General features: G+C 63.7%; 13 protein-coding genes. All 13 read left to right on the top strand.

The annotated features are described in order from the left end of the window. Position 1 precedes the first annotated feature (1 nt). The 13 genes from HPY55_07495 (at position 2) to HPY55_07435 (ending at position 13,515) form a co-directional block, all read left to right on the top strand. Positions 2-2,227, top strand: coding sequence for an HDIG domain-containing protein (locus HPY55_07495; GenBank protein ID NPV70469.1), 2,226 nt, complete (start codon positions 2-4; stop codon positions 2,225-2,227). Further along, entirely contained in the window at positions 2,193-2,582 is a 390-nt protein-coding gene (ybeY, locus tag HPY55_07490) for an rRNA maturation RNase YbeY (protein NPV70468.1), read from the top strand. Before HPY55_07495 ends, ybeY begins: the two co-directional genes overlap by 35 nt. 1 nt (position 2,583) lies before the next feature. After that, the gene (locus HPY55_07485; GenBank protein NPV70467.1) at positions 2,584-3,036 is read left to right on the top strand and encodes a diacylglycerol kinase family protein; all 453 of its coding nucleotides are present in this window, start codon (positions 2,584-2,586) and stop codon (positions 3,034-3,036) included. A 7-nt stretch (positions 3,037-3,043) separates the two neighbouring features. Next, positions 3,044-3,667 (top strand): DUF502 domain-containing protein, encoded by a 624-nt coding sequence (locus HPY55_07480; GenBank protein ID NPV70466.1) that lies wholly within the window; start codon positions 3,044-3,046, stop codon positions 3,665-3,667. Between the two features lie 16 nt (positions 3,668-3,683). Then, positions 3,684-4,598: a GTPase Era gene (gene era / locus HPY55_07475; GenBank protein NPV70465.1), complete on the top strand. Its 915-nt coding sequence runs from the start codon at positions 3,684-3,686 to the stop codon at positions 4,596-4,598. 54 nt (positions 4,599-4,652) lie between these two features. Continuing rightward, positions 4,653-5,399, top strand: a complete 747-nt coding sequence (gene recO / locus HPY55_07470) for a DNA repair protein RecO (protein ID NPV70464.1) — start codon at positions 4,653-4,655, stop codon at positions 5,397-5,399. Positions 5,400-5,500: 101 nt separating this feature from the next. Next, positions 5,501-5,938, top strand: coding sequence for a DUF4342 domain-containing protein (locus tag HPY55_07465; GenBank protein ID NPV70463.1), 438 nt, complete (start codon positions 5,501-5,503; stop codon positions 5,936-5,938). A 127-nt stretch (positions 5,939-6,065) separates the two neighbouring features. Next, positions 6,066-6,977, top strand: a complete 912-nt coding sequence (glyQ, locus tag HPY55_07460; GenBank protein NPV70462.1) for a glycine--tRNA ligase subunit alpha — start codon at positions 6,066-6,068, stop codon at positions 6,975-6,977. After that, on the top strand, positions 6,974-9,184 hold the full coding sequence (locus HPY55_07455; protein NPV70461.1) for a glycine--tRNA ligase subunit beta: 2,211 nt from the start codon (positions 6,974-6,976) through the stop codon (positions 9,182-9,184). The genes glyQ and HPY55_07455 overlap by 4 nt, the downstream gene beginning before the upstream one ends. 43 nt (positions 9,185-9,227) lie before the next feature. Then, a complete protein-coding gene (locus HPY55_07450; GenBank protein ID NPV70460.1) occupies positions 9,228-9,473 on the top strand; it encodes a hypothetical protein in 246 nt (81 codons plus the stop codon). 14 nt (positions 9,474-9,487) lie between these two features. Then, the gene (locus tag HPY55_07445) at positions 9,488-9,952 is read left to right on the top strand and encodes an HAD family hydrolase (protein NPV70459.1); all 465 of its coding nucleotides are present in this window, start codon (positions 9,488-9,490) and stop codon (positions 9,950-9,952) included. A 91-nt stretch (positions 9,953-10,043) separates the two neighbouring features. Next, positions 10,044-10,871, top strand: coding sequence for a kinase/pyrophosphorylase (locus tag HPY55_07440; GenBank protein NPV70458.1), 828 nt, complete (start codon positions 10,044-10,046; stop codon positions 10,869-10,871). Then, a complete protein-coding gene (locus HPY55_07435; protein NPV70457.1) occupies positions 10,864-13,515 on the top strand; it encodes a pyruvate, phosphate dikinase in 2,652 nt (883 codons plus the stop codon). The genes HPY55_07440 and HPY55_07435 overlap by 8 nt, the downstream gene beginning before the upstream one ends. Positions 13,516-13,569 lie beyond the last annotated feature (54 nt).

Genomic DNA, 13,569 nt, shown 5'->3' with positions numbered 1-13,569 from the left:
CGTGTCCCTGCTCAGGTTGTTGCGAGAACCTGGCAGGATATACCCCGGCGGCCCGCGCGCCACGCTGCGGCGCTGGGTCTGGAGCGCGCTCGCGTTCGTCATCCTCACTATCGTGTTCCTCAACTCGATGACCCCGGAGCGCCTATCGCTCCAGGCCGGGAGGCCTGCCCCGAAGAACATCACCGCGACGAGGGACTTCGTCGATAGAGCGGCTACCGACAGACTCCGCGCGGAGAAGGTCGCCGAGGTCGCAGCGATATACGACGTCGACAGGCGAATCTCAGTCGAAGTAGAAAAGAACATCTCCGCGGTCTTCGACAAGGCGATTTCCCTTTCGGAAGACCACTACGCCCAGATTCAAAGGCGCGTCGAGGATTTCCGGAACGCGTCGGGCGTCAGCATCCCGCCGCTTTACGCCGAGGCGCTTCTACGCGCCGGATCCGAGAAGATAGCGGACGTCAAGGTCTCGGCAATAGGGGCTGCGAGAAAGGTGATGGACTCCGGAGTCCACGTCGACTCGTACTCCGCGAGCCTCGCCCAGGTTGACTACGAACTTCAGCAGTACAGGCTGCCCGAGGAATTCAAGTCCGTGGCCAGCGCGATCGTCAAGGGATACATCAGGCCGAACAGGTTCATCAACGAGGCGGAGACCGCCGCGCGCCGCAAGAGAGCGGCCGATTCAGTCCAGCCCGTCAAGGTGTTCAAGGACGACATCATAGTGAAGAAAAACGAGGTCGTGACCGAAGAGCACCTCAGGCTCATGAGGGAAGGCGGCATCTCGAGCGCCGGGATCGGTTTCAGGACCGTGGTGTCCTCCATCATCCTCTCACTCTTGCTGGTCGGCACGCTGTGGATGTATCTCCGGCAGTTCAAGCCGGATATATACGCGAGCGAGACCAAGGTAATGCAGCTCGTCATCGTGTTCGTGGGGATCGTGGTCCTTTCCAGGTTCCTGAGGGGTATCTCCGAGTATATGGCTCCGATCCCCGCCGGGACGATGCTCCTGGCCACCCTGCTCGACCCCAGCGCCGCGATAGTGGCCGGCGTGTGCATGAGTATTGCGGTCGGCGTGGCCGCGGGGAATGACGCGGCGTTCATGGTGGTGTCGGCCATATCCGGAACGGCGGCAGTTTACGGAATATCCCGGGTAGGTCACAGGTCGGACCTCGTCAGGGCAGGCGCGCTGGTCGGCCTCGTAAGCGGCCTGGCCGGCACGGCGATGGCGCTCACGATGGGTACACCGTTCGCCACCGCGTGGAAGGACGTCGCGCTCGGAATCCTCAACGGCAGCGTTATCTCGTCGTTCCTCGCAGTCGGGGCGCTGGCCTTTTTCGAGACGCTTTTCAACATAATGACACCGGTGAAGCTCCTGGACCTCGCGAACCCCAACCACCCGCTCATGTCAAAGCTCCTCATCGAAGCCCCCGGCACCTACCACCACAGCGTAATGGTGGCCAATCTGGCGGAGGCTGCGGCCGAGGCGGTCGGGGCGAATTCCCTCCTGGCACGAGTTGGCGGGTATTACCACGACATAGGCAAGATCAAGCGACCGTACTTCTTCATCGAAAACCAGATCGGCTTTCAGGAGAACCCGCACGACAGGGTGGCGCCTGGGCTGAGCACGCTGATCGTCACGTCGCACGTCAAGGACGGCGTCGACCTCGCGAGACAGTACCGGCTGCCGGAACGGGTGATCGATTTCGTCAGGGAGCACCACGGGACGACGCTGGTGTCGTTCTTCTACTCCAGGGCGGCGGAGGACGAAAAGACGGGGGATCAGGTGGCGGAGGAGGACTTCCGTTACGAAGGACCGCGCCCGGGGTCCAAGGAGACCGCGATAGTCATGCTGGCCGACAGCGTTGAGGCCGCCGTGCGTTCGCTGGTCAGGCCGTCGCCTGGAAGGATCGAAACGCTCATCAGGCGTATCGTCAAGGACCGCCTGTACGATCACCAGCTCGACAAGTGCGACCTGACTCTGAAAGACCTGGATACGATATCCGACACGTTCATGCGCGCGCTGAGCGGCATGTTCCATGCGAGGGTGGGTTATCCCGAAAACCTCGCCAGGGGCGCTGGTGCGCCGCCCTCCGAAGGGGATGAGACTGATGGAGGTACTGGTGGACGTCCTGCTGAGGGAACTGCCGGCGGGGCTGACGGAAGCCCGCCTGGAAAAGATGGCGCGGAACTGCGCGATGGCGACGATCAGGGCGGAGGGCAGGGAGTCTGAGGCCGACGAACTCAGCGTCATCTTCACCGGCGATGATTACATGAGGGAACTGAACCTGCGCTACCTCGGGAGGGACGAGTCCACCGACGTGCTCGCCTTCTCCATGCTCGAGACCACTGAGGACGAGCCCGCCGTGGCCGCCGGTCCACCCCTGCGGATGCTCGGCGACGTGGTCGTATCGGTCGATACGGCCGCCACGCAGGCTGCGGAGTACTCGCATACGCTTGAGCGCGAGCTCGCCCTTCTTGTGATCCACGGCACTCTTCACCTCCTGGGATACGACGACGGTGACCCCGCCGGCGCAACGAGGATGGCCGAGACGCAGGACCGCGTGCTCGCGGCCGCGGGGTTCTGACATGCGTACACTCGGGGAGAGTTTCAGAAACGCTTTCGCGGGGCTGCGGTACGTCTGGCTGACGGAGAGGAACATGAGGATCCACTTAGCCATGGGACTCCTCGCGCTGTCGCTCGCGTATTTCGGCGGGGTATCCATCACGGGACTGCTGTTCGTGGTGTCCGCGACCATGGTTGTAGTCCTCTCCGAGGCAATCAACACCGCGCTCGAAGCCCTGGTCGACCTCGCTACGCACGACTTCCACCCGCTGGCCGCGAAATGCAAGGACGTCGCGGCGGGGGCCGTGCTGATATCGGCGATGTACGCGATCGTGGTGGGGCTTCTCGTGTTCCTGCCGGAGTTCGATATGGTTGCGGCCAACATTGCACAGGCCGCCAGGACGAGGCCCCTGGCGCTGGCCGCGGCGGTGGTTTGCTGCGCAGCGCTGGGCCTCCAGGCGGCGATGAAGAGGTGACGGTTACTTGCGCAAGGTCCAGACTTTCTTCGTAACAGGACTGATCGTTTTCATACCCCTCGCTTTCACCGTCGTTTTCCTCAGGTTTGTATTCAACCTCATCGACGGTATACTTCACGATCCGGTGAGGGCCGTGCTGGGCCGGGACGTCCCCGGCCTCGGGGCGGCGGCAAGCCTCATCATAATCCTCGGGCTTGGCGCGCTTGCAGCCAACATCCTTGGGAAGCGACTCATTGCGCTGGGCGAATACGCTATCTCCCGCACCCCGCTCGCGGGGTCGATATACGTCACCGTGAAGCAGATAGTCGACACCTTCCTTCACGCCGACAGGAGCCCGTTCCGCCGGGTGTGTCTCATCGAGTGGCCGAGACGGGAGATATACTGCATCGCGTTCGTGACGGGCGAGACCCCCCAGTCGTGCTCGGGCCGGACTGGGGGGCTTCTCAGCGTGTACATTCCTACTACTCCGAATCCGACCTCGGGTTTCCTGGTGCTCGTTCCGGGTGAGGACGTACAGATCCTCGACATCTCCGTCGAGGAAGGGATAAAGATGGTGGTTTCGGGGGGTATACTTACTCCGGAGCAGGCGCGGAACATGGCGGGAGGGCAGCCGGTTGGCGGGAACGGCTGACGACGCAGGGAAGGGCTTGACGGTTTCGCGGTCCGGCTTTGCGGTCATCGCCGGAAGACCCAGCGTTGGCAAGTCCACGCTTCTCAACCGCATGATCGGACGGAAAATCTCCATAGTGTCCGACAAGGTGCAGACGACGCGCAATCGCATCTCAGGCGTCCTGACGAAGCCCCCCGTCCAGGTTGTGTTCATCGACACCCCCGGCATTCACAGGCCCCGCCACAAACTTGGAGAGTACATGCTGGCGGTGGCGCAGAGGACACTTTCCGAAGTGGACTGCGTGGTGTTCGTGGTTGACGGTTCCGGGGGACCCGGCCCCGGTGACCGGTACGTCGCAGACCTGCTTACCCGCGCGTCCTCACCCGTCATTGTGGCCGTGAACAAGGTGGACCTCCTTGGGCGCCCAGCCGGGCGCGGCCCTGCGACGGTGGAAGGTGTCGTCGAGGCGTACTCGGGCCTCGCCCCCGCGAAGGAAGTCATTCCCGTGTCCGCGGTGACCGGGCGCAACGTCGAGCGACTGATCGAGGTCGTAAGCGGGCTGATGCCCGAGGGGCCGATGTACTACCCCGAGGACATGATCACCGACCAGCCTGAGCAGTTTATCGTGAAAGAAATCGTCCGCGAGAAAATCCTCATGTTTACGAGGGAGGAAGTCCCCCACTCAGTCGCGGTCGACATCGAGGAAATGGTGCCCAGGAGCGACGATCTGGTGTACATAAGCGCCACCGTTTACGTGGAACGCGAGTCCCAGAAGGGGATAGTGGTAGGCGAGGGCGGGCGCCTCCTCAAGGAGGTCGGCCGGCTCGCGAGAGAGGACATCGAGGCGCTGCTGGGGAACAGGGTCTATCTCGACCTGTGGGTTAAGGTGAAGAAAGACTGGCGCAACAGGGAATCCGTCCTGCGGTCCTTTGGATATCACCCCGATGCATGACGCGCAAGGCCCCGGCCGGGGCTACCGCGGGGCGCGGATAAGCGAGTGGTGTAGTTGGCGCTGTTCAAGTCCGAGGCGGTAGTGATACGGAAGATGGAACTCGGCGAGGCGGACCGGCTCGTGACGCTGTTCACGGGGCGGTACGGGAAGATCCGCGCGGTGGCAAAGGGCGCGCGAAAGGTTATGAGCAGGTTCTCGGCCGCGACCGATTCGCTTTCTTACTGCCATTTCGTCCTGCACAAGGGCAGGAAGCTGAACACCATCACCCAGTGCGACATCAGGGATTCGTTCAGGCGGATCCGCGAGGACCTGTCGAGGTTCGCGTTTGCCGAGTACGTTGCGGATGTCGCGGACGTCATCACCGAGGACGAGGACCCTTCCGCGCCGATGTTCGCGCTGCTCCTCTCCGCTCTCAAGTTCATCGACTCCGGCCTCGATCCGGAGACCGTGGCGGTCTGGTTCCTCGTGAGGGCGCTCTCCACCGCCGGGTACAAGCCGGTACTCGATACGTGCGCCGTATGCGGGACCGCGGCGGGAGCCGGCTCGGGATTCACCGGGTTCGACCCCGCAGCCGGTGGTGTCGTATGCGCGTCTTGCGGGGACCAGGCGATCAGTATCGCAACCGGCACAATCAACGCCATCAGGTTCCTGCAGTCCGGCGACCAGAACAGTATCCGCGCGCTTCGCTGCGATGGGCGAATGCTCAAAGAGGCCAGGCTCGCGCTCGAGTCGTACCTCGGGTATCACTGCGGCAGGATGCCTAGGTCGTCGAAGATGCTTGAATCGCTGTCTCCGGCCTGAAGAAGGGGGGTATGCATCTTGCATATTTCTGATGGGCTGGTGCAGAATGGTACTGGAACCGCGCCTCCGGCGGCCGGAACCAATAGCGCGCGAGGTGAAGAATCTTGAACATTACTCTCGAGATGATCGACCAGGTCAGGTCCAGAACGGGTGTGTCATACAAAGAGGCGCGGGACGCGCTGGAGAAGGCGAACGGGGACGTCGTCCAGGCCCTGATTGCCCTCGAGGACAAGGGCAAGCATCCCGGCCAGACGTGGACCGAGAGGATTCAGGTCCAGGGTAACGAGGTTGTCGACAAGATCAAGGACCTCATCCGCGAGGGGAACGTCACGAGGATCGTTGTCAAGCAGGGAGACGACGTGATCGTCGAACTGCCCGTGACCGTGGGCGCGGTCGGCGCCGTCGTCGCCCCGTTCCTCGCGGCGTTCGGCGTCGCCGTGGCGCTCGCTTCAAAGTGCACTATCGAACTGGAGCGAAAGGGGCCGGGGCCTGCGGGGCACGACGGCCCGGTGACGAACGCCCGCGACGTTGACAAGTAATGGACGCGCTGGTAGATTGAGATCGCATGACGAGGAGCAGTTCCGTGGGAACCTCCCGTCCCTGTGGTGACGAAGACCATGGCAGGCGGGGGGTCCCGCTTTTAGACGGGGTCAAGGAGGGTGCGGAATGACCACGGCCGTCCGCAACGGGAAGACGTTCCAGGACGTGATCATGAGCCTCGAGAATTTCTGGGCGGACCAGGGATGCGCCATCATGCAACCCTACGACGTCGAAAAAGGCGCCGGCACCATGAACCCCTCGACGTTCCTGAGGGCACTGGGCCCGGAGCCCTGGAGGGTGGCGTACGTGGAGCCGTCGAGGCGTCCCACGGACGGCCGGTACGGCGATAACCCCAACAGGCTGTACCAGCACCACCAGTATCAGGTCATCATGAAGCCCTCGCCCGCGGACATACAGGACACGTACCTGAAGAGCCTCTCCGCCCTGGGCATCGACCCCGCCACGCACGACATCCGCTTCGTCGAGGATAACTGGGAGTCACCCACGCTGGGCGCCTGGGGCCTCGGCTGGGAAGTCTGGCTGGACGGCATGGAAGTTACCCAGTTCACGTACTTTCAGCAGGTGGGGGGGTACGACTGCCGGCCGGTATCGGTTGAGATCACGTACGGCCTGGAACGGCTGGCCTCATACATACAGGGAGTCGACAACGTGTTCACCATCGAGTGGGTCGACGGCCTCACATACGGGGACGTATTCAAGATGGCCGAGTTCGAACACTCCAAGTACAGCTTCGAATTGGCCGACATCCCCACGCTGTTCAACCTGTTTGAAACGTACGAGAAGGAGGCGCGGCGCCTCGCGAACGACGGGCTGGTCCTCCCGTCGTATGACTACGTGCTGAAGTGCTCTCACACGTTCAACGTGCTCGAGGCCAGGGGGGCGATCAGCGTGACCGAGCGCACGTCCTATCTGCTCAGGGTGAGGACGCTCGCCCGCCACGTGGCCAGGGCATACCTCGAGCAGCGCAAAGACCAGGGGTTCCCGCTTTCACGCTGGGTCGGGGGTGAGCGGGGATGACGTCTCGAGACCTTCTCGTCGAGATCGGGTTCGAGGAGATGCCCGCCGCCTATATACCGTCCGCGGTCAACCAGATGAGGGAGAAAGCGGCGAAGATGCTCGACGACCTGAGGCTCACGCCCGCCGGGACCAGCGGCCCCACCGCCACCGCGGTCAGGGTGCTCGCCACCCCGAGGCGGCTGGCGCTGCTGTGCTCCGGTGTCCCGGGGGCGCAGGGCGAGCGTACCGTCGAAGTGCGCGGCCCGTCCAAATCCGTGGCCCTCACGCCGGATGGCGGCTTCTCCAGTGCGGCGATGGGTTTCGCAAGATCGCAGGGTGTCAAACCCGGGGACCTCGTGGTGAGGCAGACACCCGCCGGGGAGTATGTTTTCGCAGTAAAGGTGGACAAGGGCCGCCCCGCGGCCCAGGTACTGGCCGAGGCTATCCCCGCGCTGATTATGGCGCTTGAATTCCCTAAGAGCATGAGGTGGGGACTGGGCGAGCACGCGTTCGCGAGGCCGGTCAGATGGCTCCTCGCGCTGCTCGGTCGCGACCCGATCGAGTTCGAGGTACTCGGAGTCAAGTCGGGCAGGCTGACGTACGGCCACCGTGTGCTGGGGCCGGGGCCGTTCGAAATCGGCCAACCCGGCGAGTACGAAGACGTGCTGGCGCGCGCCGGCGTCGTCGTGGACCAGGACAAGCGCAGGAAGATGATCGAGGAGCAGGTAGCAGCCGTCGCCGCCGCCGAGGGGGGCGCGGCGTCGGTGGATCCCGCGCTCCTCGAACAGGTGAACTACCTCGTGGAGTACCCGGCGGCGTTCGCCGGCGGGTTTTCCCCCGACTATCTCGTCATACCCACCGAGGTTCTCGTCACGACGATGCAGCACCACCAGCGCTATTTCCCCGTTTACGACGCGGGTGGCCCACCCGCGGGCGGAGGCGCATCTGCCAGTGGTGGCGCCTTCGCAGGTGGTGGGGCGGCGGGCGTGCCGTGCTCCGGGCGGAAGCTCAAGAACTGCTTCATCGCCGTGAGGAACGGCGGATCCGAAGGGCTCGACATCGTGCGTACCGGCAACGAAAGGGTCATCCGCGCCAGACTGGCCGACGCCGCGTTCTTTTTCGCGGAGGACCAGAAAACACCGCTTGGGGAGCGCGTCGACCTGCTCAAGCGGGTTCTGTTCCAGGAGAAAATGGGCACGTACTTCGATAAGACGGAGCGAGTAAGGCAGGCTGCGCGCAAGATCGCGGCGGCTGCGGGAATAAGCGGCGCCGCGCTGGAACTCGTCGACCGCGCGGCGGTGCTCTCGAAGACCGACCTGACCACGAACATGGTGCGCGAGTTCCCCGAGCTGCAGGGGACGATGGGACGCGAGTACGGCCGGAGGCAGGGAGAAGACGAAGAGGTGTGCGCGGCTCTGGCCGAGCAGTACCTACCCAGGCACGCCGGGGGGGATCTCCCTGCGACGAGGACGGGCGCGGTGCTGTCACTCGCCGATAAGGTGGACACCATCTGCGGTTGCTTCCTGGCGGGGATAACCCCGACAGGGTCGCAGGACCCGTACGCCCTGCGCAGGCAGGGCGCCGGTATCGTTTCGATCCTGGCGGCGGGCGCGAGCGGCGTGGGTGGAGGCGTGCGCGCGCCCCTGAGCCTGATGGTTAGATCAGCCCTCGATCTGTTGGCGCCGTCCATGGGCGCCGGCGAGGACCGCGTGCTCCAGGAACAGTCTCGAGTGCTGGAGTTCCTCAAGGGGCGCGTCAGGGCGTTCCTGGAGGACGATGGGATAAGGTACGACGTACTCGACGCGGTGCTCGAGGCGGGGTTCGACGACGTCCCCTCAACCGTTGCGAGGGCCAGGGCCTTGCAGGCGTTCCTCCAGGAGGAGGAGTTCGCACGCATGATGGTAGGGTTTAAGCGGGTGGCGAACCTCGCGCGTGAGGTGGCTCCGGCCGAGGTGGACGTGCGGCTTTTCGCCCAGCCCGAGGAGAAGGCGCTGTATGATAGCTTCCTCTCCACGAAGGGCTCGGCCGAGCAGATGCTCCGGTCCGAGGATTACGCCAGTTTCTTCAAACACATGGCCGGCCTCAGGGAGCCCGTTGACCGGTTTCTCGACCAGGTACTTGTAATGGCCGAGGACCCCGCGGTGAGGCGGAACCGCCTGGCCCTGTTGTCCAACATCACGGGGCTGTTCGGGAGAGCGGCCGACCTGTCGAGGGTGGTCGTATCGTAGCGCCGCGCGAACGCGCACGGCGCGGGTGCGAGGTGTTTTGGGCGTGCCGCTGAGTCCGGCCATACGAGCGATCCTGTTTGACCTGGATGACACCTTGATTCGTATAGAGTTCGAGGCGTTCATGAACGACTACTTATCGCTCCTCGCCCCGAGGTTCGCTCACGCATGCGCCCCGCAGAGATTCGTCAAGGAACTGATGGCGTCGGTGGCCGCGATGGTCGACAACACCGACGCGAGCAGACGAACATGGAGGTTTTCTGCGAGGACTTTTTCCCGAAATTCGGCGTGACCGCGGAGGATTGGATGCCGGTCTTCCAGGAGTTCTACGCCGCCGACTTCCCCAGGTTGCGCCGGCACTCGAACCCCGACCCTCTCGCCGCCCGCGTGGTGCAGGCGGCCGTGGACGCGGGCATGCGCACCGTACTGGCAACGAACCCCCTATACCCGCGCGCTGCGATCGTTGAGAGGCTCGAATGGGCCGGGATATCGCCGGACCTGTTCGACCTCATCACAACATACGAGCACATGCACTTCTGCAAGCCTCGCCCCGAGTATTACCGCGAGATCTGCTCCATCATAGGTTGCGAGCCACACGAGTGCCTGATGGTGGGGAACGACGTGGATGAGGACCTGGTCGCCGCCGGCGCCGGCATGAAGACATTCCTCGTGAACACCGCCGTCAGGAACCGCAACAGCGTCCAGTACGTCGCGGATTATGAGGGCTCGCTGGCCGATCTTCTCGACCTCATCCAGGGTGGCGGGCTGTAGCCGTTCGTGGGAGGAAGTGATCGCCCGGGGGAGTATATAATCCTCTCGGGGGCAATTCCCCGGATGACGTGCCGGAGGGGGATGACTCGACATCGACGCCGCGGAGGCTCTTCCAACGATCTTCGTCGTTTCGGACTCGGTCGGTGAGACAGCGGAGCTCGTCGCACGGGCGGCAGCGTCCCAGTTCAACTCGAAAGCCTTTGACATCGTGCGCATTCCTCACGTCGAAAACGCGGCGCTAATCCACGACATCATCGCCCAGGCAAAGTCGGGCAAGAGCGTCATAGTCTATACGCTCATCGTCCCCGAACTGCGCGAGGCCGTGAGGAAGGAGGCCGAGCGCTACGGCATTCCCGCTGTGGACATCATGGGGCCCGTGCTGGAGGCGCTCGGGGAAACCACCGACCTCCGGCCCAAGATGAAGCCCGGCCTCGTGAGGAAGCTCGACGAGGACTATTTCAAACGGGTTGAAGCGGTCGAGTTCGCCGTGAAGTACGACGACGGGAAAGACCCACGGGGCTTCCTCAACGCCGACGTGGTCATCGTTGGTGTTTCCCGCACATCCAAGACACCCGTCAGCCTGTACCTTGCCAATCGCAAGTGGAAGGTTGCGAACATCCCACTGGTCCCCGAAGTCAAGCTGCCGGAGGAGTTGTTCCTCGTACCCAAGTGGAAGATCGTCGGGCTGACAATCAACGAGCAGCAGCTCCGGCGCATCCGGGTAGAGCGCCTGAGGGCTATGGGACTCCCATCTGAAGCCGACTACGCCGACCTCGAACGGATAAGCAGGGAGATCGCTTACGCCAACGAGGTTTTCAAGACGCTCGAGTGCCCAGTGGTCGACGTTTCCAACAAGGCCGTGGAGGAAACCGCCAACAACGTCATCGAGTACGTTACGAGGGGTGGGGCCCATGTCTAAGAGGTACGTGTACTGTTTCCAGGAGGGTAACAAGGGGATGGTTGCCCTCCTGGGCGGGAAGGGCGCGAACCTGGCCGAGATGCGGGGGCTGGGGCTTCCGGTGCCACCGGGGTTTACTATATCCACCGAGGCGTGCGTCGAGTACTACCGCTCGGGCGGGAAGCTCCCTGACGGACTCGAGGAACAGGTCGCCGCCGCGCTCTCGGCGCTCGAGCAGGAAACCGGCAAGGCGCTCGGCGACGACCGTAGCCCGCTGCTCGTTTCGGTGCGTTCGGGGGCGGCGATATCGATGCCGGGGATGATGGATACGGTGCTCAACCTTGGCCTGAACGAACGGACTACGGAGGCGCTGGCGAGACAGACAGGCGACAGGCGCTTCGCCCTGGACTGCTACCGGCGGTTCATCCAGATGTTCGGAAACGTGGTTCTCAAGCTGGACCATAGCCAGTTCGAACGCGTCCTCCACAATCATAAGGAACTCGCGGGGGCCGTGCACGACCAGGACCTCACCGCGGCGGCGCTCGCCGGAGTGATAGACGACTATAAGCGCCTCGTGCTGGAACTGTCCAACATGGAGTTCCCCCGGGACCCGCGCTTGCAGCTCAGGATGGCGATACGCGCGGTGTTCGAGTCGTGGAATAACCAGCGGGCAATCGTGTACCGCCGCATCAACAAGATACCCGACGACCTCGGGACGGCGGTCACCGTCCAGTCGATGGTGTTCGGCAACATGGGCGACGACTCGGCCACCGGGGTCCTGTTTACGAGGAACCCGTCCTCGGGCGTCCCCGAGCTGTACGGAGAATACCTCACCAACGCACAGGGCGAGGACGTCGTGGCGGGCATCCGCACACCCAGACCGATCGCGGAATTGGCCGTGCAAATGCCCGCTACGTATGCCGAACTGCAGCGCATCTGTACGATGTTGGAGTCTCACTACCGCGACATGCAGGACATCGAATTCACCGTCGAGAAAGGCCGGCTGTTCATGCTTCAGACCCGCTCGGCGAAAAGGACCGCCTCGGCCGCGGTGCGCGTGGCCGTCGACATGGTAGGCGAGGGCAAGATCAATAAACAAGAAGCGCTGCTGCGCGTCGAACCCGAGCAGGTCGTGAGGATGCTGCACCGCGGGATCGACCCAAAGACGAAGCTGGACGTTATCGCGGTCGGGCTCCCCGCATCCCCGGGAGCTGCAACCGGCAGGGTGGTGTTCGACGCCGACCGCGCGGAGGCGCTCGGCCAGGACGGTGAAAAGATCATCCTCGTCAGGCCGGAGACCACGCCGGACGACATGCCCGGCGTCGTCTACTCGCAGGGGATACTCACGAGCCGCGGCGGAATGACCTGCCACGCGGCTATTGTTGCGCGCGGCATGGGCAAACCGTGTATCGTCGGGTGTGACGCGATTAAGATCGACCTCGACCGCCGGCTGTTCGCGGCCGGCGACAGGGTCGTGAACGAGGGCGATATCATCTCCATAGACGGCGCAACGGGGCAGGTCATCCTCGGCGCAGTGAAGGTGGTTGACCCCGAACTCAGCGCAGAGTTCAAGAACCTCCTCGCGTGGGCGGACGAGGTAAGGCGTCTCGGCGTGCAGGCGAATGCGGATACCCCCGAGGACGCCCGGAAAGCGCGCGAATTCGGGGCGCAGGGTATCGGCCTGTGCCGCACCGAGCACATGTTCATGCAGGCGGACCGTCTCCCGATCGTGCAGGAGGTGATCCTGGCGCAGACCGAGGAGGAACGCCGCCGCGCGCTCGACAGGCTCCTCCCGATCCAGCAGGGCGATTTCAAGGCGATCCTGAAGGCGATGAGGGGGCTCCCCGTCACGATAAGGCTGCTCGACCCACCGCTCCACGAGTTCCTCCCGAACGTCGAAGAACTGGTGGTGCAGATCGCAGAGGCCAAGAGCCGCGGCCTGGCGGGCGAGGAAGTCGAGCGCAAAGAGGAGATCCTCCGGAAGGCGCGTGCCCTCGCCGAAACCAACCCCATGCTCGGTTTCAGGGGCTGCCGTCTCGGCGTAGTGTATCCGGAGATATATGAAATGCAGGCGCGTGCGATATTCGAGGCGACCGCCGAGCTTTATCGCGAAGGGATCACCGACGCCATGCCGGAGGTCATGATCCCGCTGGTCGGTCATTACGAAGAACTCCGCCTCATGAAGGAGCTCGTCGAGAAGGTGGCAGCCGAGGTGAGGGCCGCTACCAGCGTCGACATCCCGTGCATTGTGGGCACGATGATCGAGGTGCCTCGTGCGGCGCTCACCGCCGATCGTATTGCGGAATACGCCGAGTTCTTCTCGTTCGGGACCAACGACCTCACCCAGATGACGTTCGGCTTCAGCAGGGACGACGCCGAAGCCAAGTTCCTCCACACCTACGTACAGAAGAAGATCCTTCCCGACAATCCGTTCGCCGTTCTGGACCGGGACGGGGTAGGGAATCTCGTGGAGACGGCCGTGAGACTCGGCAGGTCCACCAGGCCGGAGTTGCACATCGGGATTTGCGGTGAGCACGGCGGCGAGCCGCGCTCGATCGAGTTCTGCCACATCGCGTGCCTGGACTACGTGAGTTGCTCGCCGTTCAGGGTGCCGGTGGCGAGGCTCGCTGCCGCGCAGGCCGCGATAAGGAACAAGACTGCCTAGTGCCGGCCGGCCGCGCCGGGCGGCGAGCGACCGCCTGCCGGGGGGACGTCCGCG

The organism is Bacillota bacterium (genome assembly GCA_013178305.1).
GTDB lineage: Bacteria > Bacillota > Sulfobacillia > JABLXB01 > JABLXB01 > JABLXB01.
This window is presented reverse-complemented; position numbering and strand designations above follow the sequence as displayed.